This is a genomic window from Paenibacillus sp. JNUCC32 (genome assembly GCF_014863545.1).
In the GTDB taxonomy this organism is placed as follows: Bacteria; Bacillota; Bacilli; order Paenibacillales; family Paenibacillaceae; genus Paenibacillus_AQ; species Paenibacillus_AQ lautus_A.
The window spans coordinates 5,667,501-5,690,258 of the sequence record NZ_CP062260.1; the positions used below are offsets into that span (position 1 = coordinate 5,667,501).

The 22,758-nt window shown below is 49.9% G+C and carries 19 protein-coding genes; 7 read left to right on the plus strand and 12 right to left on the minus strand.

From position 1 onward, the window contains the following. Nucleotides 1-211: 211 nt before the first annotated feature. The gene (locus tag JNUCC32_RS25055; protein WP_009591541.1) at nucleotides 212-1,324 is read right to left on the minus strand and encodes an HD-GYP domain-containing protein; all 1,113 of its coding nucleotides are present in this window, start codon (nucleotides 1,322-1,324) and stop codon (nucleotides 212-214) included. 172 nt (nucleotides 1,325-1,496) lie between these two features. Further along, the gene (gene gyrA, locus JNUCC32_RS25060; protein ID WP_012818297.1) at nucleotides 1,497-4,001 is read right to left on the minus strand and encodes a DNA gyrase subunit A; all 2,505 of its coding nucleotides are present in this window, start codon (nucleotides 3,999-4,001) and stop codon (nucleotides 1,497-1,499) included. Nucleotides 4,002-4,410: 409 nt separating this feature from the next. Between gyrA and JNUCC32_RS25065 the strand changes: the two genes are divergently transcribed. After that, nucleotides 4,411-5,223 carry a YheC/YheD family protein gene (locus JNUCC32_RS25065; RefSeq protein WP_096777278.1) on the plus strand — a complete coding sequence of 271 codons (813 nt, stop codon included), beginning with the start codon at nucleotides 4,411-4,413 and terminating at the stop codon, nucleotides 5,221-5,223. A gap of 131 nt (nucleotides 5,224-5,354) precedes the next feature. Here the strand turns inward: JNUCC32_RS25065 and gyrB are convergent, their stop codons facing one another. The 6 genes from gyrB to dnaA all read right to left on the minus strand — a co-directional run bounded on the left by gyrB (nucleotide 5,355) and on the right by dnaA (nucleotide 11,671). Further along, complete coding sequence (gyrB, locus tag JNUCC32_RS25070; protein WP_096777277.1) at nucleotides 5,355-7,265, minus strand: DNA topoisomerase (ATP-hydrolyzing) subunit B; 1,911 nt, start codon at nucleotides 7,263-7,265, stop codon at nucleotides 5,355-5,357. 26 nt (nucleotides 7,266-7,291) lie between these two features. Then, nucleotides 7,292-7,543 carry an extracellular matrix regulator RemB gene (remB, locus tag JNUCC32_RS25075; protein WP_012818294.1) on the minus strand — a complete coding sequence of 84 codons (252 nt, stop codon included), beginning with the start codon at nucleotides 7,541-7,543 and terminating at the stop codon, nucleotides 7,292-7,294. A 13-nt stretch (nucleotides 7,544-7,556) separates the two neighbouring features. Next, on the minus strand, nucleotides 7,557-8,669 hold the full coding sequence (gene recF / locus JNUCC32_RS25080; RefSeq protein ID WP_009591496.1) for a DNA replication/repair protein RecF: 1,113 nt from the start codon (nucleotides 8,667-8,669) through the stop codon (nucleotides 7,557-7,559). 56 nt (nucleotides 8,670-8,725) lie between these two features. Next, entirely contained in the window at nucleotides 8,726-8,941 is a 216-nt protein-coding gene (yaaA, locus tag JNUCC32_RS25085; RefSeq protein WP_009591516.1) for a S4 domain-containing protein YaaA, read from the minus strand. 38 nt (nucleotides 8,942-8,979) lie between these two features. Beyond that, nucleotides 8,980-10,122, minus strand: a complete 1,143-nt coding sequence (gene dnaN, locus JNUCC32_RS25090) for a DNA polymerase III subunit beta (protein ID WP_012818292.1) — start codon at nucleotides 10,120-10,122, stop codon at nucleotides 8,980-8,982. 202 nt (nucleotides 10,123-10,324) lie between these two features. Beyond that, a complete protein-coding gene (gene dnaA, locus JNUCC32_RS25095; protein WP_009591521.1) occupies nucleotides 10,325-11,671 on the minus strand; it encodes a chromosomal replication initiator protein DnaA in 1,347 nt (448 codons plus the stop codon). A gap of 738 nt (nucleotides 11,672-12,409) precedes the next feature. On the opposite strand from dnaA, the gene JNUCC32_RS25100 reads away from it, so the two are divergent. Then, nucleotides 12,410-13,144 (plus strand): DUF6199 family natural product biosynthesis protein, encoded by a 735-nt coding sequence (locus JNUCC32_RS25100; RefSeq protein WP_192570153.1) that lies wholly within the window; start codon nucleotides 12,410-12,412, stop codon nucleotides 13,142-13,144. Between the two features lie 180 nt (nucleotides 13,145-13,324). On the opposite strand, the gene gntK is transcribed toward JNUCC32_RS25100, so the two are convergent. The 4 genes from gntK to gnd form a co-directional block, all read right to left on the minus strand. Then, a complete protein-coding gene (gene gntK / locus JNUCC32_RS25105; RefSeq protein WP_430623472.1) occupies nucleotides 13,325-14,854 on the minus strand; it encodes a gluconokinase in 1,530 nt (509 codons plus the stop codon). A 103-nt stretch (nucleotides 14,855-14,957) separates the two neighbouring features. After that, nucleotides 14,958-16,319 carry a GntP family permease gene (locus tag JNUCC32_RS25110; protein ID WP_015738131.1) on the minus strand — a complete coding sequence of 454 codons (1,362 nt, stop codon included), beginning with the start codon at nucleotides 16,317-16,319 and terminating at the stop codon, nucleotides 14,958-14,960. Between the two features lie 164 nt (nucleotides 16,320-16,483). Continuing rightward, nucleotides 16,484-17,161 (minus strand): GntR family transcriptional regulator, encoded by a 678-nt coding sequence (locus JNUCC32_RS25115; protein WP_009591472.1) that lies wholly within the window; start codon nucleotides 17,159-17,161, stop codon nucleotides 16,484-16,486. A gap of 151 nt (nucleotides 17,162-17,312) precedes the next feature. Next, on the minus strand, nucleotides 17,313-18,212 hold the full coding sequence (gnd, locus tag JNUCC32_RS25120) for a phosphogluconate dehydrogenase (NAD(+)-dependent, decarboxylating) (protein WP_192570155.1): 900 nt from the start codon (nucleotides 18,210-18,212) through the stop codon (nucleotides 17,313-17,315). 455 nt (nucleotides 18,213-18,667) lie between these two features. On the opposite strand from gnd, the gene rpmH reads away from it, so the two are divergent. From rpmH to mnmE, 5 genes are all read left to right on the plus strand, one after another. Beyond that, nucleotides 18,668-18,802 carry a 50S ribosomal protein L34 gene (gene rpmH / locus JNUCC32_RS25125; protein ID WP_006207379.1) on the plus strand — a complete coding sequence of 45 codons (135 nt, stop codon included), beginning with the start codon at nucleotides 18,668-18,670 and terminating at the stop codon, nucleotides 18,800-18,802. 223 nt (nucleotides 18,803-19,025) lie between these two features. Further along, nucleotides 19,026-19,376 carry a ribonuclease P protein component gene (rnpA, locus tag JNUCC32_RS25130; protein ID WP_009591465.1) on the plus strand — a complete coding sequence of 117 codons (351 nt, stop codon included), beginning with the start codon at nucleotides 19,026-19,028 and terminating at the stop codon, nucleotides 19,374-19,376. A 75-nt stretch (nucleotides 19,377-19,451) separates the two neighbouring features. Then, nucleotides 19,452-20,342: a YidC/Oxa1 family membrane protein insertase gene (locus tag JNUCC32_RS25135; RefSeq protein ID WP_009591548.1), complete on the plus strand. Its 891-nt coding sequence runs from the start codon at nucleotides 19,452-19,454 to the stop codon at nucleotides 20,340-20,342. Next, the gene (gene jag, locus JNUCC32_RS25140; RefSeq protein ID WP_015738129.1) at nucleotides 20,339-21,127 is read left to right on the plus strand and encodes an RNA-binding cell elongation regulator Jag/EloR; all 789 of its coding nucleotides are present in this window, start codon (nucleotides 20,339-20,341) and stop codon (nucleotides 21,125-21,127) included. Before JNUCC32_RS25135 ends, jag begins: the two co-directional genes overlap by 4 nt. 190 nt (nucleotides 21,128-21,317) lie before the next feature. Then, nucleotides 21,318-22,694, plus strand: a complete 1,377-nt coding sequence (mnmE, locus tag JNUCC32_RS25145; protein ID WP_096777271.1) for a tRNA uridine-5-carboxymethylaminomethyl(34) synthesis GTPase MnmE — start codon at nucleotides 21,318-21,320, stop codon at nucleotides 22,692-22,694. Nucleotides 22,695-22,758 lie beyond the last annotated feature (64 nt).

Genomic DNA, 22,758 nt, shown 5'->3' on the forward strand with positions numbered 1-22,758 from the left:
TGTTCAGTTTTCAAAGATCAACTTCTTCGTCGTTAGCGAATCTCGTTCGCATCAGCAACTCTTATAATATATCACATTCTCAGTTACTTAGCAAGCTTTTTTTTGAAAAACTTTTAATTCATTGAAAGCTGCGATATATATTCCCGCTCAGAAGCGGCAAAAAATAATATACCACAGCATTTCTATGTAGGTCAACCCTTTTTTAAATAAATCAGTAAATGACTTCTTCTATATAGAGCTGCCGCTGTTGCATCAGGTTAATGATCTCTCCCTGAACGGATACCATCGGTCTGGTTGGATGCTGGCTATCGGTAAAAACAATCTCTCCCGAAGTCCCATTGCTCAGGCGCACGCAAGTGCCTGAATGGAGGGCCGTTACCTTTTGAATAAACGTCTGGACGATCTTGGGGTCCAGCTTGCCGAAGGCTTCCAGCTGGATTTGTTCCAGCACAACATAGGGCGACTGGGCATTCCGATAGAACTTATCCAATGTCATTGCATGAAAGATATCCGTAACGGCGACGATCTTGGCATAGATATGAATCTTGTTCCCCTCAAGGCGGAGCGGATATCCAGAGCCATCCACTTTTTCATGATGCTGAAGAGCTGCGAGCCGTACTCCTTCATTCACTGCCGCCACATTCTTGAGAATCTGATAACCATAGGTCGTATGCTGACGTACTTCCTCGTTCTCTTCTTCGGTTAGCTTGGAAGGTTTATTCAACACAATGGGATCAATCTTGGCATTTCCGATATCATGCAGCAACCCTGCAAAAGCGACCTGCATCCAATCTTTCTGCGGAAGCCCCACCCATTGTGCCAGCTTATAGGAGGAAAGGGCGCAAAGCACAGCACTGTGATACCGGTAATCATGGCGATTCGTCATGCGTGGAATAAATTTAAGAATGTGATACTCATGCTGGTGCTTCAATAAGTTTTCCATCTGATTACGAACTTCATACATTCGAAGCTCGCCTGTTATTGCGGATTGATAACAGTTTTTGACCAAGGTCATGGTCTTGTCATATTCCTCATGCAAGGCCAGATCTTTTCGGGCAGGCGCTTCTTCGTTCCCATTGCCCTGTTGATTCCCCGTAAAGATCAGCGAAGGCTTTTGCCCTGCGGATTTTACGGTCGGTATTCTTGTGCTCTCCGCTTCAACGGACTCTACGGTAACATGGTCCACCATGAAGGCCTTCAACACTTCCAGATCCCGGGGAAGCAATACCTTGCCTTTTTGAAGCAACAGTCCCCCCAGAGGCGTATGTACATCTTTAGCCAGCTTTACTCCGGCCACTACTTCATTTACGGCTTTGATCGTCATGATCAACCCTCTCCATCTAATAAGCTGCGTCATGGCAGCTAACTTCACCTTATAATATACATATTATAGTTCGTCTTCCGCAGCCTGTACAATACCAATTCCCTGAATTTGTAATCCGATAAAACAAAAAAAGAGCATGGATGCAAATCTGCATCCATGCCAAGCTTCTTCGTTATTCTTCGGTCGGCTCGGCCGGCTCGATTGGTTCTGCGCCGTCTTGGCCTACTTCTCCCTCTTCGTCGGCATCCGGCTCATCGCTCTTATCCGCACGGCAGACGGTACCTACGGCATCGTCCTCGCGGATGTTGATCAGCTTCACGCCTTGAGCATAGCGGCCCATGGTGGAGATGCCCTCCATGCTCGTACGGATGATGGTGCCGCTTGCCGTAATGATCATGAGGTCTTCTTCCGATTTCACGACCTTCAGTGCCACAACCGGTCCATTCTTCTCCGTAATATTGATGGTCTTGATCCCTTTACCGCCACGGGTCTGGCTGCGGTAGTCGCTTGCAGGCGTCCGCTTGCCGTAACCTTTGGTCGTTACAATGAGGATATCAAGCTCCTGGTCTACTACGTCCATGCCAATGACTTCATCATTGTCGTCCAGCGTGATCCCTTTCACCCCGGTCGCGCTTCTTCCCATCGAGCGAACATCGCTCTCCTTGAAGCGGATGGACATTCCTTGCGCCGTTCCCATAATGATTTCTTGCTGACCGTCCGTCAGCTTCACCTCGATTAGGGAATCGTCCTCGCGCAGATTAATCGCAATCAGACCGCCCTTGCGGATATTCACATAATCCTCAAGCGGGGTTTTCTTAACGACACCCTGGCGCGTTGCAAAGAACAGGTAATTATCGCTGTCAAAGTTCTCCACCGGAATCACGGCATTGATCGATTCGCCCTGTTCAATTTGAATCAGGTTGATGATCGGCGTTCCGCGGGCGGTACGGCTCAGCTCTGGAATTTCATAGGCTTTTAACCGGTACGCCTTCCCTTTGTCCGTAAAGAACATCAGGTAATGGTGGGAATTCGTGACGAAGAGATGCTCGACAAAGTCCTCGCTCTTCGTATCCATCCCCACAACGCCGCGTCCGCCCCGCTTCTGGCTGCGATAGGTGTTCGCAGGCAGACGCTTGATGTAACCCGTATGCGTAATGGTGATGATCACTTCTTCGCGCGGAATCAGATCCTCGTCCAGGATGCTGTCTTCCCCGACCGTAATTTCGGTGCGGCGTTCATCCGCGAAGCGTTCCTTAATCTCTTGCAGCTCATCATTGATGATCTGAAGCACAAGATGCTCATTAGCCAAGATTTCACGGAGTTCCGCGATTCTGGCAAGCAATTCCTGATATTCGTTCTCGATCTTCTCCCGTTCGAGTCCGGTCAAGCGCTGCAGGCGCATATCCAGAATGGCCTGTGCCTGCTCATGACTGAGACCGAAACGCTCCATCAAGCCCTCGCGGGCAGCCTCTGTGGTTTGGGAAGCGCGAATGAGGGCAATGACCTCATCGAGATGATCCAGTGCGACACGCAAACCTTCGAGAATATGAGCGCGGGCCTCCGCCTTCTTAAGTTCGAACTCCGTCCGGCGGCGGATAACGGTGACCTGATGCTCCAAATAGTGGAACAGCACGTCGCGCAGGTTCAAGATCTTCGGTTCGTTGTTCACGATGGCCAGCATATTAATGCCGAAATTCGACTGCATGGCCGTATGCTTGTACAGGTTATTCAAAACGACATTCGGGTTGACGTCCCGGCGCAGCTCAATAACAATCCGCATGCCGTTACGATCCGATTCATCGCGCAGATCCGTAATGCCGTCAATTCGTTTTTCGCGAACCAATTCCGCAATTTTCTCAACCAGACGGGCCTTGTTCACTTGATAAGGAATCTCATGAACGACAATGCGCGCCTTGTTATTATTCTCTTCGATCGTCGCCTTCGCCCGCATCGTAACGGAACCGCGGCCCGTACGATAAGCCTGGCGAATGCCTTCGCGTCCCAGAATATAACCCGCTGTCGGGAAATCCGGTCCTTGAATGTATTCCATCAGCTCCATCGGCGTGATGTCAGGGTTACGAATCATCGCCTGTACACCATCGATGACTTCTCCAAGATTGTGAGGCGGAATATTGGTAGCCATCCCTACCGCGATCCCCGACACGCCGTTTACCAGCAAGTTAGGATAACGCGCAGGAAGAACCACCGGCTCCTGCTCCTCGCCGTCATAGTTCGGAGCAAAGTCTATCGTCTCTTTATTAATATCACGCAGCATTTCCATGGCAATCTTCGATAAACGAGCCTCGGTATACCGCATAGCCGCTGCCATATCGCCGTCGATGGAACCGAAGTTCCCGTGCCCATCAACAAGCATGTAACGCATGGAGAAGTCCTGCGCCATCCGGACCATGGATTCATAAACTGCGGAATCACCATGAGGATGGTACTTACCAATAACTTCGCCTACGATTCTTGCCGATTTCTTATGCGGTTTATCCGGAGCCATTCCAAGTTCGGACATCGCATACAGAATACGACGGTGTACTGGCTTCATTCCGTCCCGTACATCCGGCAAAGCCCGGCTGACAATGATGCTCATCGCGTAATCCATAAAGGACTCGCGCATCTCGGTACCAATGTCCCGATCTTTGATTTGGGAGAAATTTTCTTCCGCCATGCTGGACCTCCTTCATTTTCCTATCAACCATGCCTTGATCTATGTGAAAAAAGCAGAATAGTGATCAGAAACCTAGAAACGCACTAACCTTTATTATATTACTTTCACAAACATCGCACAATTAAACACGGGATGGATCAAGTGAAAGCATGATTTTTGCCCGGAAACCGGGATATACGCCCTGTCCTCCGTGCCCCTTTTCACATACAATGCATTGCAAAGGACTTTTCGAATCATCACATCTTTATATTATACCACTGTTTGTCATACTTGTCCTATGTTTTCCGGGCATCCCCTCTCTTGTCAGAGGCAGCCACACTCTTTTAAATCAACCGATCACACGAGTTTGTTTACGAGACAGGCAAAATCCTGTCACTCCAATCATACAGCTAAGAAAGGATGAAGATGTTTGACTATCCAACGCGTTGCAAGCAAGTGGGCGAAAACGAAAATACTGTTGAAAAACAAAGGCCTCGCCTCTTATGTTCCGGCTACCCGCCTATATTCATTGGAGACGCTTGAAGACATGCTGAATACGCATGCGCTTGTGTATATCAAGCCTGACCGGGGGACCTACGGCATCGGCGTGATGTCGGTCGAACAGCTCCATTCCCAAACCGCGGATACTGATGAAACAACGGATGCTTCCTACATGCTTCGTTACGACCATAAAACCGAAGTATTTACCTCTCTGGAGAGTCTCCATAAAACATTAAGCGCCTTGTTTCAAGGCAAGGATTATCTGGTTCAGCAAGGCATCCACCTGCTCCGTCATAAGGACCGTCCCTTTGATCTTCGTGTACTTACCCAGAAGAGTCCTTCCGGTCAGTGGGTGAGCACAGGAATAATTGGCCGGGTCGCGGCCAAAAATAAAATCATTACCAACCATCACAGCGGCGGCGTGGTTCATCACTACAAACCGCTAATGCTCGAGCATATGACGGCTGAAGAAGCAGGGAATATCCGCAGAGAACTGAATACGCTTGGAGTGAACGTCGCTTCGCAGCTGCAAAAAACGTATCCGAACCTGAAAGAAATCGGCCTGGATGTTGCGATTGACGATCGCTGGAACATTTGGATCCTGGAGGTTAATACCAAACCTGCCCTGTTCCCGTTCAAGAAATTCTTCAAGGATCCCAGCATCTACAAACAGGTAGAAAAATACGCCAATGCCTACGGACGCAACTTATCCAGCAAGAAGAAAACCAAAAAAACCGGTTAGCAAGTCTCTCTGAATCGGTTGGGTCCTGTTATGCAACGACTCGCGGCCTGTGCCCGTTATTAACGAAAAAAGGGGTATTCCCCTGAGGCCTTTACAGACCTTGGGGATACCCCTCTTTAGCTTGCAGTACTTTATACGTCCAAATTCCGGACCGACTTCGCATGCTCCTGAATGAAATCCCGGCGCGGCTCCACGTTATCGCCCATCAGGGTATCAAACAATGTATCGGCCAAGATCGCATCCTCGATCGTCACCTGGAGCATCGTACGGCTCTCGGGATCCATCGTCGTCTCCCACAGCTGGCCGGCGTTCATCTCACCGAGACCTTTGTAACGCTGTACGTTGATTTTGACGTTCTCGCCGAATTCCTTGATGATCTCGTCGCGTTCTCTCTCACTGCCGGCATACCGGATCACCTTGTTGCGCTCGATCTTGAAGAGCGGCGGTTGGGCAATGTAGATATAACCCGCTTCCACCAGCTTACGCATGTAACGGTAGAAGAACGTCAGCAGCAAGGTACGAATATGCGCACCGTCGACGTCGGCATCGGTCATGATAATGATTTTGTGGTAACGGGCTTTGGAGAGATCGAAATCCTCCGCAATCCCCGTGCCCAGAGCCGTAATGATGGCTCTGATCTCCGCATTGGACAGGATGCGGTCAAGCCGCGCCTTTTCCACGTTGAGGATTTTACCACGCAGCGGCAAAATCGCCTGGAAATGCCGATCGCGCCCCTGCTTGGCGGAACCGCCGGCAGAGTCACCTTCGACGATGTACAGCTCACTGATGGAAGCGTCCTTGGAGGAGCAGTCCGCCAGTTTACCCGGCAATGCGCTGACTTCAAGGGCGCTCTTCCGGCGCGTCATCTCGCGGGCTTTACGCGCCGCTTCGCGGGCACGCGATGCTTGGAGCGCCTTCTCCAGGATCCGGCGGGAAACCGCCGGGTTCTCCTGCAGGAACTCCTGCAGCTTCTCCGCGAACAAGGATTCCACGATCCCGCGCACTTCACTGTTGCCGAGCTTGGTCTTCGTTTGTCCTTCGAATTGCGGCTCCGGCACTTTGACCGAAATGATCGCCGTCAATCCTTCGCGCACGTCGTCACCCGACAAGTTGTTGTTATTGTCTTTGATCAATCCCGTTTTGCGGGCATAGTCATTGATGATCCGAGTGAGCGCGCTCTTAAAGCCGGATTCATGCGTTCCGCCTTCGTGCGTGTTGATATTATTGGCAAAAGAATAAATATTCTCGGTATAGCTGTCGTTATACTGAAGCGACACTTCCACCTGAATGTTATCCCGGGAACCCTCCACATAGATCGGGTCTTCGTGCAGAGCTTCCTTCTTCTCATTCAGGAATTTGACGTATTCGATAATACCGCCCTCGTACTTGAAGTAGTCGGAGGCCCCGGTACGTTCGTCCGTCAGCGTAAGCGCGATGCCCTTGTTCAGGAACGCCAGCTCACGGATCCGCGTCAGGAGAGTTGTATAGTCATAGACCGTCGTTTCCGTAAAAATCTCCGGATCCGGCAGGAAGGTTACCGTAGTCCCGTGATCGTCGGAATCCCCGATGATTTTGATGTCATATTGGGGTACGCCGCGATGATATTCCTGCTGGTAGATGTGCCCGTCACGTTTGACCTGAACCACGACTTTCGAAGACAGAGCATTCACGACCGAAACGCCGACACCATGCAGACCGCCGGATACTTTATATCCGCCGCCGCCAAATTTACCTCCGGCATGAAGGACGGTCATAACCACTTCCAGCGTCGACTTCTTCAGCTTGGCGTTCTCGCCGACCGGAATGCCGCGACCGTTATCGATAACGGTTATGCTGTTATCCTCATGGACAATGATTTCGATATGGTCGCATATTCCCGCCATCGCTTCGTCAATACTATTGTCCACAACTTCCCATACCAAATGATGCAAACCCTTGGCACTGGTAGATCCGATATACATACCCGGCCGTTTACGAACGGCTTCCAATCCTTCCAGTACCTGAATCTGATTCTCATCATATGTCGGTTGATTCATAGACATGCCTTCACCTACTTCTACAGATTCTGTTATGCCTGAGCTATAAAATGATTCGCTCGTTTCTTAAGTGTTGCAGAGGAAATCGGAGAGTAATAGACGATCGATTTCGTCACCACGATGGATTTCGGATCCTCTTCGCCAATCAACTCCACGACTTTATGCTGCTGGGCATGCGTGACGAACTGCTTGGAGATTTTCGAGGATTTCTCTATCGAGATATCGAATATCCCAACCAGCTCTGACGAACGGATGATCTTCTCTCCGCCCAAATGAATATACATATGGAATCACTCCTTAAGAGCCCACCTGTCCGTCATGGACATGAAAAATGCTGGCACCCTTCAATTTGTCGGTATTCAAACTCTCAATGCCCGTCGCCGTGATGAATGTCTGCACTTTGCTCTGGAATGTCTCGATCAATTGTGTCTGCCGGTACGGATCCAATTCAGAAAGCACATCATCCAGAAGCAGCACCGGATATTCACCGATCTCTTCCTGTATCAGCTCGATTTCAGCCAGTTTCAAAGATAGCGCCGTCGTCCGCTGCTGACCTTGAGATCCATACGTTTGGACTTCTTTGCCATTAATATAAAAAGCCAGATCATCTCGATGAGGACCTGCCAATGTCATACCGCGCCGTATTTCTTGCTCTTTCATTTGTGATAATTTTATCATAAATGTCTCAAATAAGACAGCTTCATCTTCTTCCTCCGCGTCAGCAAAGGATGGAAGGTAGTGCAAAGAGAGGTCTTCCAGGCCGTTGGTGATCCCCTGATGGATGCTTTCCGCCCACTTTTGCAGCTTTTTTATAAATTGTTTCCTCTTCTTGACGATTTTAACACCATGTTCTGCCAATTGGCTGTTCCAAATTTCAAGCATCGCCTGCTCGGCGCTGCCCTTCCCCCACAATTGCTTCAGCAGATTGTTGCGCTGCACGAGCACCTTCTGGTATTGCTGCAGATGAAACAGGTAGCTGGGGGCCACCTGCCCGATTTCCATGTCAAGAAACCGGCGGCGGACCCCCGGCGTGCCTTTGACAATCTCCAGATCCTCGGGCGCAAACATCACGACATTGAGCGAGCCAATGAAATCGCTAAGCTTCCGCTGCTCAAGCCCGTTGATTTTTGCCTTCTTCCCCTGCTGAGACAAGCTCAGCTCCAGCCTCAAAGTGCCGTACTTGCGGTCAATCTCGGCAGATATATGGGCACTGGACTGCTCGAACCCGATCAATTCGCGATCCTTGGAGGTACGATGGCTCTTCGTTAAAGCAAGCACGAAGAGCGCCTCCATCAAATTCGTCTTTCCTTGGGCATTGCGTCCGATGATCAAATTGACATCGCCAAATGCCTCAAGCTGCAGCTTCTCGTAATTTCGGTAATGCTGCAAGCTGACATTTTTGACAAACAAGCTAATCCTCTCCCTCGTCTTCCGCGCTTAGCGCCAAAGCGGCTGCGGGAGGCTATCTATTGTGCTGCCACCTGAAACGTCCCGCAATCCTCTACCTTGACGATGTCGCCGGGAACCAGTTTGCGTCCGCGCCGCTCTTCCTTCTCGTCGTTGACCAGAACTGCCCCTTCCGCGAGCAGCGCCTTCGCCATCCCACCTGTGGATACGCAATCGGATAGCTTCAAGAACTGATCCAGCTTGATATATTCACTGTGGATAAATATTTGTTTCATGACTTCGTCCTTTCATCCCTATCAACATGGGGATAACTTTAATTGGCCGTACGGTATGGCAGAATAATATATTGGCTCTTGCTGTCGTCGAGCGGCTTCAGGATGATCGGGCTCATGACGCCCATGAAAGCAATCATCAGCTGTTCGCTTTCAACCACCTTGAGCACGTCCAGCATGTATTTCGAGTTGAACGAGATGCGCAGCGGCTCCCCTTTGAAATCGATAAGGTCCAATTCTTCGCGAACTTTACCAAGCTCGGAGGAGCTGGAAGAGATTTCGATGCCGCCATGCTCCATCGTTTGGAGAAGAACAATGTTCGTTTTCTCCTCTTTGGAGAGCAGGTAGGCACGGTCGATCGACTCGCTTAATTTTTTTGTGTCCAAAACCAGTTCTGTTTTATGCGAGGTTGGAATAATTCTAGAAGTATCGGGATAAATGCCGTCCAATATACGGGAATAGAACAGAACACGGTCAATTTTAAATAATACCTGATTATCCGCGACAACGATATCAACCAGCGTATTTTGGTCCGGAATGATTTTGCTCAGCTCATTCAGCGTTTTGCCCGCAATCACGACATTGTTGAACGAAATGCCGTCAGCTCCCTCAAGATGGGCGGAGCGAGTAGCCAGTCTGTGACGGTCCGTGGCCGTAAATTTCAGCTCATTGTCGTTCAGACTCCATAATACACCCGTCAAAATAGGCGTGGTTTCATGTGTGGAAATGGAGAATACCGTTTGTTTGATCATGTTTTTCAACAGATCCCCTGGCAAAGAAACGGTTTGGCTGCCCTCGATATTAGGCAATACCGGGAATTCCTCCGGATCCAAGCCGACCATCTGGATTTCCGTGGCCCCCGAAGAAATAAAGGTCTGGAAGTTTTCTTTGACCTCCATCTGAATTTCCTGGGAAGGCAGTTTCTTGATGATTTCAACGAAGAATTTGGCTGGCAGCACAACGCTGCCAGGCTGCTCTACCTGAACGATGGTATGCTTCTCATCCTCCGCAGGAATAAACGATTGAATGGAAATATCCGTATCGCTGGCTGTTAGCGTGACGCCCGAATACGTGACATCCAGTTTAATGCCGCTGAGGATCGGGATCGTGGTTCGGCTGGAGATCGCCTTCGATACGTGTTGAATGGATTCGTTTAATACATTTTTTAATATGCTGATTTTCATCAAGTTCACTCCTTACGGAAAAATGAGAGGGGGTTTTTCTCTTGGCGAAAGCCAAAGGGATTCCCCTCTTTATGGTTAATTTATTTATTAATTATTATTAGTAATAGTAATAGGGACACTGAATATGTGGATAAGCCTCGTAAAAGGCATAAAATTAAGCCTATCCACATGTGTATAGATTGTGCATAGGCTTTGAACTTGTTCAGGTTGGATTTTTGATTTTCTCCGTAATGTTATTGACCACTTTGAAAAGCTCCTGGTCCGTTTTCAGAGATTGGGTAATCTTCTCATGGGCATGAATGACAGTGGTATGATCCCGGCCTCCGAATGCCTCTCCGATCTTGGGAAGGGAATAGTCGGTTAATTCGCGGGACAAGTACATGGCAATTTGCCGCGGAAACGCGACGGCTTTGGTCCGTTTGCGGGCTTTGAAGTCTTCCAGTCTCAGGTTGTAATACTCGCCGACCTTTTGTTGGATATCCTGAATCGTAATCATTCTCGGCCGGCTGGACGGGATGATATCCTTCAGGGCTTCGGCTGCCAGATGCGTTGTAACGTCCTGATTGGTCAGGGAGGAATAAGCGACGACACGGATAAGGGCACCTTCAAGCTCACGAATGTTCGTATCGATCTGATTGGCGATATACATCATGGCTTCGTTCGGAATATCCAGATTCTCGGCCTTGGCCTTCTTGCGAAGGATGGCGATCCGCGTCTCCAGATCCGGCGGTTGAATGTCGGTGATCAATCCCCATTCGAAGCGGGAACGGAGCCGTTCTTCCAGCGTCGGGATCTCCTTGGGGGGACGGTCACTGGATATGATAATCTGCTTCCGCTCTTCATGCAGGGCGTTAAACGTATGGAAAAATTCCTCCTGCGTCGATTCTTTCCCGGCCAAGAACTGGATATCGTCAATGAGCAGAATATCAACGTTGCGGTACTTGTTGCGGAAGCTTTCTGCGCGGTTGTCCCGAATGGAGTTGATGAACTCGTTGGTGAATTTCTCGGAGGAAATGTACACGACTTTGCTGCTGGGATTGTGCTCCAAAATGTAGTGGCCGATGGCATGCATCAAGTGCGTTTTTCCAAGACCTACTCCACCATATAGGAATAACGGGTTATACGCCTTAGCCGGAGCTTCGGCAACGGCGAGCGAGGCAGCATGTGCGAACCGGTTGCCCGAACCGATGACAAACGTGTCAAACGTGTACTTCGGATTCAGCATATGGGACTGAATTTCTTCACCGGATATTTCAAGCGGCGGCGAGGGCTGCTGCGGAGCAGGTTCGTGTGCCTTCGTCTCTTCGATCACGAAGCGAACGTCGACCTGCTTGCCCACCACCTCCAGCACGGTTGCACTAACCAGCTTGGTGTATCGGCTCTCCAGCCATTCCACAGCAAACGTTGTCGGCGCGGAAATGACGACGGAGTGATCGTTAATGGTCAATGCTTTGGTAGCTTTAAACCAAGTGTCAAAACTCGGTTTGCTCAGCTTGGTTTGTATGATCGATAATATTTCTTGCCATAATTCGGAAGTATGGCTTTCCAAAACTGTCACTCCTTTAAATCTTCCAAATGTGGCTAGAGCCATGTGTGGAATTGTCGAAAGAAAATGAATGATGTCTAATTATCCCCAGAACTAACTCCTGTGGAAACAAAAAAATATGGATAAATTGAAATTGTTCACAACTTTATCCACAGCCTGTTGATAATATTATAGCTTCATTCACATATTCACAACCAAAAGTAATATCATCATAGCAAAAGAAGGCCTTATTTTCAATGTATGTCGCTAATTTATCCACAAATTCAATACGTTGTGCATAATTATTATTCACACCACTATATATTGTTTATAATCTGTTCGGCATTCGACATCATTGGCCTCAAAGCGCGAAAAATTATTCACAGCTTGTCCGATTGGCAAGCAGAATTTTCTTCTCTCACCATCTGTTCATAACTTCTGGTTGAATGTTCTAGCAGTCGCACAATCGACCAAAGGTGAAAAATGGCTGTGGATAGTCATCCAAAGTCCTCAAACGGAATCTCCGAGTTTCCTTCGAGGGCTTTTTTTGTGACTCAACTTAATAATGGCTCTCTAGTCGATCTCAAATGATAGATTCAGAACGCTTATGGCGTCGAATGGTCGGCGACCGTCCATGAATGGCTCGGACCGCACCCGCGCAGTGTGCGCAGAAGTCTAAAAGCATCTGTTTATTGGCTGTTCCAGTGCAACCTTCTTTGCGAACGACCGTACTATAAGGAAAAATGGACGGGGGAACCATGGATGCGGACCGAAGGGAAGGGCATGAGCTGGAGAAAAATAGGGGTGCTGCTTGCACTGGCGGCCCTATTGGTTCTGATGGCAGTATGGGCTCAGAGCTATTATTCGAAGAAAGTGTTTCATATGGAAGACATAAAGTACGCGAAATATGCCGATTCGGGGAACGGGACCGTCGAGTATAGAGGATCATTTGGCCGCGGGGAGCCAATCTATGTCCATGCCGATGAAGAGGGGAAAAGGGTCGAGATTGCCGGCGAAATATATGAAATACGGGCATATGGTAACGGATCGGGACATTCGGCGTCCTATGAAGTGATCTATCCTGACGGGAAAGTCTACCGAGTGGAACCGTTTGGAGACCGGAGCTTTCTTGCATACGACGAGAAGGGGGAGATGGTGATACCCGGCATGAGGTTCATGGACGGCAGCGGCCAAGTTTATCGATCCGATCCGGATGAGCCCCGCTATTTCCCCACGGAGCTGGCCAAGGCTGCTGACGAGCGGTTTCATGACCCGAATGGCAGCATAGGATTCTTTTTGTTGGCGCTCGGGTTAGGGATCATGAACTGGTGCTTCTTCAAATATGAGCCTTTCCAGCGGTTTATGTTTCATATTTCGCCATCAAATTGGCTGTATGATAATCCGGAGCCCAGCGATTTCTACTTCTTTATGTGCAAGGCAGGGGGGATTTTCGGTATGGGATTCTCGCTGTGGATATTTTTTGCGCATGCATTATGACAAAAAAAGCCCGTTTTCGTCATGGATCGGATCCAGCGAAAACGGGCTTTTCTTTAAGATATACGAATGTTTAGAACTTCGAAGCATCGCCTACCTGACTATTACCGAAGAAAACAACATCGGATGCCTGCTGTTTTAGGAGAAGGTACGTCGAACGGTGTTTTTCTTACTATAGTAAGCTTACGCGTTCTCGAATCTGCGCTGGAATTCGGTAATCGCTTCATAATCTTCCTCCAGCTTCCGGGAAATGCGGATGAAAATCGGCAGCAGCGCTTTATAAATATCGGCGCTTTCTTTTACTGGCTGGTGTTCATGGGTGCCGCCGACCATCGTCTCGACGATATCGAGCGACTCCACTCTGCCTGTCGCGTACAGTCCAAGGACCACTGCGCCAAGGCAAGAGCTCTCGTAGCTTTCCGGAACGATCACCTGCTGGTCAAAAATATCCGCCATCATCTGACGCCAGATCGGTGAACGGGCGAAACCGCCGGTGGCATGAATTTTGGCCAGCCGGCCGATTTGTTCCTCCATCGCCAGCAGAACGGTATACATATTAAAGATCACGCCCTCCAGCACGGAGCGGATCATATGCTCTTTTTTATGATTGAGCGTTAAGCCAAAGAACGAGCCGCGGGCATTCGGATCCCATAACGGCGCGCGTTCTCCCGTCAGGTACGGGTGAAACAGGAGTCCGTTCGAGCCGGGCGGAATACGGTCCGCGATTTTGGTCAGCACATCATAGGGATTGATCCCCAGACGCTTGGCCGTTTCGATCTCGGAGGCGGCAAATTCATCGCGAACCCAGCGGAAAATCATGCCCCCGTTATTGACCGCCCCGCCGATGACCCAATGCTTCTCCGTCAATGCATAGCAGAAAATACGTCCTTTCGGATCGGTCATCGGCTTGTCGACGACCGTACGGATGGCGCCGCTCGTACCGATCGTGGCTGCAACGACGCCCGGCTGGATGGCGTTCACGCCCAGGTTCGACAGAACTCCGTCGGCAGCGCCGAGCACGAACGGCGTGGAGACGGAGAGCCCCATGGCTGCGGCATACTCGCTTTTTAAGCCCTCCATGATATGAGTAGTAGGGACGATGGTCGACAAATGGTCCTCGGTGATGCCGGCGAGCTCCAGCGCCTGCGGATCCCATGCCAACGCCTCGAGGTTCATCATCCCGGTGCTGGAAGCAATGGAATGGTCAACGACATATTGGCCGAACAGCTTGAAATAAACGTATTCTTTGATCGAAATGAATTTGGCTGCTTGCGAAAAGAGGGAGGGCAGCTCATGCCGCATCCACATCAGCTTGGTTACGGGTGACATGGGATGTATCGGAGTTCCGGTTCTAAGGTATAGCTCCATGCCGCCAAGTTCCTTTTTGAGCTTCGCCGACCAGGCTGCACTGCGGTTATCCGCCCAGGTAATGCAGCGGGTCAGCGGGGTGCCTTGGCTGTCCACGGCAATGACGCTGTGCATGGCTGCGCTAAAGGATACGAACAGCACTTGAGCCGGATCGATCCCGCTCTGCGTCATGACGCCTTGAACCGAGGCGATGACGGTTTGAAAGATTTGTTCCGGGTCTTGTTCGGCCGTAGAGGGAGTCGGTGTAAGCAGCGGATATTCGCCGCCGGCCTTGGCAACGACCTCACCGTTCTCCTTGAAAAGGACCGCTTTGGTGCTTGTTGTTCCGATATCGACGCCGATCATATAGTTATGTGTACTCAAGAGACCTACCTTCTTTCTACGTAAGGGCACCCGGCAGCTGCTTAAAAACAGCGCTTCGGGAGCCCTCATGTGTCTTATTGCTTCATTATACAATTACATTCAGAACAAGAGCCAACACGAGCCCGGTCACGGAGAGAATCGTTTCCAGCACGGTCCAGGATTTTAGCGTCTGGGCTACCGTCATATTAAAGAATTCTTTTACCATCCAGAAGCCGGCATCGTTAACGTGGGACAGTACGATGGAGCCTGCTCCGGTAGCGAGCACGACTAGCTCCACATTGGCGCCCGGCGTCATCGCAAGCACGGGAGCAACGATTCCAGCGGCGGTTGTCATGGCTACGGTTGCAGAACCGGTTGCGATGCGAATGAGCGCCGCGACAAGCCATGCGAACAGAATCACGTTGATATTGGCGCCAGTTGCAATTTCGGCGATGGCATTGCCGACGCCGCTGTTGATCAGAACCTGCTTGAAAGCGCCGCCTGCACCGATGATCAGAATAATCGTGGCGATCGGAGCGAGACATTCGCTGGTGAAGCGGGAAAGATCATGTTTATTAAAGCCGCGGGCGAATCCAAGCGAGAAGAAGGAGAAGACCGCAGCAATGAGCAGGGCAATGATTTCATGACCGATAAATTTGCAGAACACGGAAATGAAGCTGGTGGACTCCGGATCGATAATATCGGCCGCGGACCCGATAAGCATCAGAATGACCGGCAGCAGGATCGTAAACAAGGTGATGCCGAAGCCTGGCAAACCTCGTTCCGCTTTGCTTGAAAACTGCTCGGCCAGCTCTTCGGGCGGTTCGGTTCGAATCCGTTTGCCGATAAATTTACCGAACACCGGACCGGCGAGTATCGCTGCAGGAATTCCGACCAGGAACGAATAGAGAATGGTCATGCCAAGGTCTGCATCATAAGCTTCAATGGCAATCATCGGTGCGGGATGCGGAGGCACCAGCCCGTGAACGGTAGACAATCCGGCCAGAATCGGAATGCCGATGTGCAGCAGGGACATTTTCGTTTTGCGTGCAACCGTGAACACAATAGGAATCAGCAGGATGACGCCAACCTCGAAAAATACGGGAATACCGACAATAAAGCCGACGATCATCATCGCCCAGTGGACGCGCTTCTCGCCGAAGCGATCCACGAGGGTGGTGGCGATTTGTTCGGCACCGCCGGATTCGGCCATCATTTTACCCAGCATGGTACCGAGGGCGATAACGATCGCAATCGTTCCGAGCGTTCCGCCAAGACCGCCGGTTATCGAAGTAATCACATCCGCAGGCTGCATGCCCGTCAATAGACCGAGGATCAGCGCGGAGATCAGTAAGGTAACGAAAGGATTCCATTTATATTTGGAAATCAGCACGATCAGGAAGACGATCGTCAGCAGTGTCCAGATCATTAAGGTAGCGTTATGACTGAGACCGAATAGTGAATTCATATCTTGCTTCCTCCTATAGATTACCCATTTGAATTGGGAAATGGTTAGTATCATCGGGCTGTTCTGCGGTAGTATACCCAAAACAAAAGCGAATTCTATTGTATACTTGTCGACAACTTAGAGCGTACACATTTAATGTCAGTGCGGAGGAAGGGAGGATTATATTAACCCTCCGGAAAACTAAGATGAAGCGTCTGACGGGAATCATCGAAGTAATGCTGAACCGCCGTTTGGATCCGTGCCGGATCCAGGGATTCCATCTCCGCAATAAGCTGAAGATGCTTGTCCATGACATAGCGAACCTTGGCGCCCCCGCCACCGAATACCTGCCGCGTCGTAATGAGCATCACCGTGATCACGATGGGGCGAATGCTCTTCCACAGATGAAGAATTCGTTTATGGTTCGCTTCCGTTATAATCCGTTCATGAAAAGCCAAATCCTGATAGGAGAATTCCACCGGATCCTGATGTTTGGCGGCAAGCTCCATCCGATCGACGATTTGCTTTAAATGCTGGATCAGTTCCGGCTGCGGATTCGCAAACACATGTCCTTGCACAAAGCTCTCGATAAGAAAACGGACATCGTATAATTCCTCGACTTCCTTGAGCGATAAGCCCATGACGACGGCTCCCATGCGCTCCAATTGAATCAAACCTTCGCTGGACAGCGTTTTCATTGCTTCCCGCACAGGGGATCGGCTCGTGCCGAATTCACCCGCGATCCGGTTCTCGGATAGGATTTCTCCGCGCTTGATGGTGCCGCTGATAATCTGCAATCTCAGTTCGCTGGCAATGGCCTCTCCGAGAGAGGCTCCCTGAAGCCACGTTGAGGGAAATTTCATAGCATAATTCTCCAATCCAGTACTGATTCTTGAAGTTCTCCAGTGATAATCATACCACAAGGAATGAAAAGGGGACCATGCCCAGCCTGGTCATAATGCCTGCAGGGAACATGCCCTGAAGAAACAGCAGGGTGCATGAAGAGAATATATGTTATTCCGATTTCTCAACGGCATGGCCGCCGAATTCATTGCGAAGCGCGGCAACGACTTTGCCGTGGAACGTATCTTGACCAAGGGAGCGATAGCGCATGAACAGCGACATGGCGATGACCGGCGCGCTGGCTTGAACCTCGAGTGCGGTTTCCACCGTCCATTTGCCTTCCCCGGATGATTTCATCACGCCTTTAATGCCTTCGAGCTTCGGATCCTTGGAAAAAGCGTTTTGCGTCAGTTCCATGAGCCAGCTGCGAATGACGGAGCCGTTCGACCATACCCGCGCAACATCCTCATAGTTAAAATCAAACGCGCTCTTTTCCAACACTTCAAAACCTTCCGCAATGGACTGCATCATGCCGTATTCGATGCCGTTATGGACCATCTTCAGAAAATGGCCGCTGCCGCTTTCACCGGCATACAAGTAACCGTTCTCGACAGCCATATCCTTAAACAGGGGCTCGATGCCGCTAAATACGTCGCGGTTGCCCCCAATCATGAAGCAGCCTCCATTATGCGCGCCTTCCATGCCGCCGGAAGTGCCGGCATCGAAATAATGAATGCCTTGCTCCGCCAGTCGTGCTGCACGGGCGATGGAATCTTTATAATGCGAATTGCCGCCGTCAATCAAAATGTCGCCGGACTCGAGCAGGGGCGTAAGCGATTCGATGACCGAATCCACGATCTTACCGGCCGGCACCATCATCCAAACGATGCGTGGTTTATCCAGTTTGGCTACGAGCAATTCGGTGGATGCCGCAGCTTCCGCGCCGCACTCGGCGGCTTGAGCGACCAGTTCCGTATTTAAGTCGTAAGCTACGACCTGATGCTGATGGTGAATCAGATTCTGAACCAGGTTGAGGCCCATTTTCCCCAGACCGATCATGCCTATTTTCATAAAACAATGCAGCTCCTTCTTAGATGTATACTTGTATACAACTTAAATTCAATTTTTATACTACTCTTTTATGGCTCTGGTGTAAACATGGGGGATTAAGAGGGCTGGAGGGCGTCATGTTGACCTAAAAGGGACCATCCACAACGTGTTCAAATAGGTTATCCCCATGTGGATAATTCAAAACTAGCAATAATGACTACTTGTGGAAAACTTATGAGCGGGTCGAAGTCAAGTTTGGTTTGACTTTTAGGCCTGAACGTGATTAAATGTATAAAGGCATTTTCTGTGAAGATGAGAACATTATCCGCTAGCAAGTAGCGGTCTGTTTACAAGAGATACGTCCATAGACGTCGGTTCAACAAATCGCGGTCTATTCTTCCGTGAAAGTGCGTCGATTGACGTTTTGATCTTAAAATATGGGTAAGCGATATTCCTGTAAGGGGGTGCATTAATTCATGAGACCGACTTTCAAACCGAATGTAAGCAAACGCAAAAAGGTACACGGCTTCCGTAAAAGAATGAGCACGAAGAACGGACGCAAAGTATTGGCTAACCGCCGTCAAAAAGGCAGAAAAGTACTGAGCGCTTAATATTGTGCCACGAAGACCACCGAGGTGGTCTTTTTTTCGTAATATCTGCTGCGGTGTGAGGAGTTTCCTTTGAAACCGGCAGAATATAAGCTACATTGAGTGGTAAAGGTTCGCAATCGGGTGTTTAGCGCGGTTTTGGCATGCCTATACTATTATAATAGTAGGGATGTCACAGCAGCGCAGGATGTAATGAACTTGATTAACGGCAGGGCGGTAGAAACTTGTGCATAGAAAACTTCGTTTACGGAACCGCGCTGATTTCAGCCGGGTATATCGACACGGAAAGTCCTTCGCCAATCATCAATTTGTTGTCTATTGGTCGCGCAAAAAAGAGGTAGAGCAGTTTCGCGTCGGCGTTTCGTGCAGCAAAAAGATCGGCAATGCGGTTGTCCGCAACCGGATGAGACGGCTGGTTAAAGAGATTGTCAGGCACCATCAGCACCAGATTATCGAGCATATCGACCTGATCTTTATCGTTCGAAAGGGAGCGCTCGACAAGTCCTATCAGGAGCTGGAGAAAAGCGTGCTTCATGTATTGAGGAAATCGTCCCTTTTGAAAGCGAAGAGGGGCTGAACCATGTGTTTATTTGTCCATATAAATATGTTATGATTTACCGTGGAATGGAATGGCGAAGAGAGGGGTTTTGAAGTGTCGTTCATGAAGACAAGACGAGGAAAATGGTTCCTCCTCACCGCTGTAATACTCGCAGTGGCCGTTATATCAGGTTGTGCGCCTGGAGCTGACCAAACGCGTACCATTGAAGACTTGAAAAATGGAGGCTTTTGGCAGAGCAACGTTGTTTATTACTTTACATGGGCACTTGATACGTTTGCGACATGGTTTAACGGCGAATACGGATTGTCCGTACTCGTGATGGTGCTTATCGTCCGTACCTTGATTTTACCGCTGACTCTGAAACAGGTCAGAAGCTCGAAGGCAATGCAGGCCATCCAGCCTGAAATTCAGAAAATTCGCGAGAAATATAAAGATCAGCCTGAAAAAGTCCAAATGGAAACCATGAAGCTTTTCCAGGAGAATAAGGTTAATCCGATGGCGGGATGTTTGCCGCTGATCGTACAAATGCCGATATTTATCGCACTCTATCATTCGATTTACTATAACAATCTCCTTCGTGATCACGAATTCCTGTGGCTGCAATTAGGTCAACCGGACAAGCTGTTTATTTTGCCGGTGCTTGCCGCTGCAACCACTTATTTCCAAACGAAAATGATGATGAAGATGAACCCGTCTCCGCAAATGGGGATGATGCAGTTCATGCTGTTCGTTTATCCGATTCTGATCTTTGTAATGTCCTTCCAGTTCCCATCCGCACTTCCGTTGTACTGGTTCTACAGTAACCTCTACACGATCGTGCAGAACTACTTCTTGTACCGCAACAATGACAAGGCTGCAGTCGTGGCAAGCGTTGCCAGCGCAACCGAAGGTCATAAGAGCAACAAGAGCGGTAACAAGGGCGGGAAGAAGAGTGGCAGCAAAGGCGGGAAAAAAGGTTCGAAGGGAGCCAAGAAGTCGAGATGAGTAAAATCGTCGCAACAGGAAAAACCATTGAAGATGCTGTCGCACAAGGGCTGGCCCGCTTGGGTGTAAGTCAAGACCGTGTATCGGTTGAAGTATTGAGTCAGCCATCAAGAGGATTCCTGGGCCTGTTCGGGGTCAAGGAAGCGAAAGTCGAACTAACGCTCCTGCCTGACGGTGCCGGCGGCGAACCATCTGTGAAGGAAGTTTCTCCTTCGGGTACGCAAGCTGTTCCGGCCAAAACGGTTCAGGTCTCTCATGCCTCCGTGGCGACGCAGGCAGCGCCTGCGGGCACCGCGATTGCCGAGAGCCCCGGAACAGCTTCCCTTGAAGGCAAGGACCCTTACCAGGAAGCCATCGCCTTTCTTATCGAAACTGGACAAGCCATGGGGCTTGATATCTCGGTTGAGATGGAGAAGGGAAAAGACTTTACGACGCTTCAAATTTCCGGAGCCGGACTCGGACTGATGATCGGCCGCCGGGGCCAGACGTTGGATGCACTTCAGTATTTGGCGAATATCGTAGCGAATCGGTACTCCGATAGTTATCTGCGCATCGTACTGGATGCCGAGAACTTCCGCGACCGCCGCAAGAAGACGCTGGAGGATCTGGCCGATCGATTGGCGGGGCGGGTCCTGAAGACCCGCAAAGAGATTGTGCTTGAGCCTATGCCTGCTGCGGAACGGAAGGTAATTCACGCCAAACTCCAGTCCCATGGAGCCGTGAAGACGTACAGCAAGGGCGAAGAGCCGAACCGGCGGGTTGTCATCACGCCCAAGTCGTCCTAAATGAGTTGAAGAGCCTATATAAACAATGACTCCTTAAGCTTCAAGAGGGAGTCATTGTTTTTTAGAGAGACCTATACGCAAAGACTTCCGCAGGAGGTTTTTGTTTAAGATGATAGATCAAGCAGCGGGGGAGTACACCGTTTGGGGTGTAATCCCGAGGTTTTTTAAATAGAAAGAGGTGAAGGAAACGATGTTTAGCGATACGATTGCAGCCATTTCTACGGCAGTCGGTGAAGGCGGCATCGCGATTATTCGCGTCAGCGGGCCGGACTCCGTTCGGGAAGTGGAGCGTATATTCAAAAGTAAAAACAAGCTAACGCAGGTGGAATCCCATACCGTTCATTATGGTCATATTGTGGATCCGAATACGGGGGAAAACCTGGAAGAGGTGCTCGTGACCGTAATGCGTGCCCCTCGTTCGTTCACGACCGAGGATGTCGTGGAGATCAGCGCCCATGGCGGCGTCATCTCCGTGAAGCGGGTCATGGACCTGCTGCTTCAATTAAACATCCGTTTGGCGGAGCCCGGAGAATTTACGAAACGGGCCTTCTTAAATGGCCGGATAGATTTGTCTCAGGCCGAGGCCGTCATGGACCTGATCCGTTCGAAATCGGACCGTGCCTTCTCCGTTGCCCTCAAGCAGGTCGAAGGTACGTTATCCCGCAAAATCAACGAGCTGCGCCATACCCTGGTCGAAACGCTGGCCCATATCGAAGTGAATATCGATTATCCCGAGCATGACGTGGAGTCGCTCACCTCGGAATTCATTAAAGAGAAAAGCAAACTGGTGATGGGGGAAATCGATAAACTGCTCAAGACCGCGCAAGAAGGGAAAATTCTGCGGGAAGGGATTACGACTGCCATTGTCGGACGTCCTAACGTGGGCAAATCCTCGCTTCTGAACACGCTGGCCCAGGATAATCGGGCGATTGTCACGGATATACCGGGCACGACTCGCGATGTGATCGAGGAATTTGTCACCATTAACAATATTCCGTTGAAGCTGCTGGATACCGCAGGCATTCGGGAGACGATGGATGTGGTGGAGCAGATCGGCGTGGAACGATCCAAGCATGCGGTAAACGAGGCGGATCTCATTCTGCTCGTGCTGAATGCCAGCGAGCCGCTTCATCAGGATGAATTGGAATTGATGGAACAAATACGCGGTAGACAATGCATTGTCATTATGAATAAAATGGACTTACCGTCTAATCTCGATCTGGACATTCTCCATCGGTATTATCCCGATGAATTGATCGTTCCGATGTCGGTGAAGGCGCAGGAGGGGATTGACCGGCTGGAAGAGGCGATATCGAACCTGTTCTTCAGCGGCCAGATTGAAGGCGGGGATTTGACTTATGTGAGCAACGTGCGGCATATCGCCTTGTTGAAGAAATCCAAGCAGTCCCTGCAGGATGCCTACGACGCGGCCGAACAGCTCATACCGATCGACATGATTCAAATCGATGTGAGAATGGCCTGGGAACAGTTAAGCGAGATCCTGGGCGAGGCGGTTGGCGATTCGCTCATCGATCAAATTTTTTCACAGTTTTGCTTGGGTAAATAAGCTTCAGGGCTTACTATATATAGTAGGAACAGTTCAACAATTTCAGGGATATCCGAGGTGGATG

Coding starts and splice junctions, on each gene's coding strand:
- JNUCC32_RS25055 (WP_009591541.1), bottom strand. CDS start 1,324: ATGACGATCAAAGCCGTAAATGAAGTAGTGGCCGGAGTAAAGCTGGCT.
- gyrA (WP_012818297.1), bottom strand. CDS start 4,001: ATGGCGGAAGAAAATTTCTCCCAAATCAAAGATCGGGACATTGGTACC.
- gyrB (WP_096777277.1), bottom strand. CDS start 7,265: ATGTCTATGAATCAACCGACATATGATGAGAATCAGATTCAGGTACTG.
- remB (WP_012818294.1), bottom strand. CDS start 7,543: ATGTATATTCATTTGGGCGGAGAGAAGATCATCCGTTCGTCAGAGCTG.
- yaaA (WP_009591516.1), bottom strand. CDS start 8,941: ATGAAACAAATATTTATCCACAGTGAATATATCAAGCTGGATCAGTTC.
- dnaN (WP_012818292.1), bottom strand. CDS start 10,122: ATGAAAATCAGCATATTAAAAAATGTATTAAACGAATCCATTCAACAC.
- JNUCC32_RS25100 (WP_192570153.1), top strand. CDS start 12,410: ATGCGGACCGAAGGGAAGGGCATGAGCTGGAGAAAAATAGGGGTGCTG.
- gntK (WP_430623472.1), bottom strand. CDS start 14,854: ATGATCGGCGTCGATATCGGAACAACAAGCACCAAAGCGGTCCTTTTC.
- JNUCC32_RS25110 (WP_015738131.1), bottom strand. CDS start 16,319: ATGAATTCACTATTCGGTCTCAGTCATAACGCTACCTTAATGATCTGG.
- JNUCC32_RS25115 (WP_009591472.1), bottom strand. CDS start 17,161: ATGAAATTTCCCTCAACGTGGCTTCAGGGAGCCTCTCTCGGAGAGGCC.
- gnd (WP_192570155.1), bottom strand. CDS start 18,212: ATGAAAATAGGCATGATCGGTCTGGGGAAAATGGGCCTCAACCTGGTT.
- rpmH (WP_006207379.1), top strand. CDS start 18,668: ATGAGACCGACTTTCAAACCGAATGTAAGCAAACGCAAAAAGGTACAC.
- jag (WP_015738129.1), top strand. CDS start 20,339: ATGAGTAAAATCGTCGCAACAGGAAAAACCATTGAAGATGCTGTCGCA.
- mnmE (WP_096777271.1), top strand. CDS start 21,318: ATGTTTAGCGATACGATTGCAGCCATTTCTACGGCAGTCGGTGAAGGC.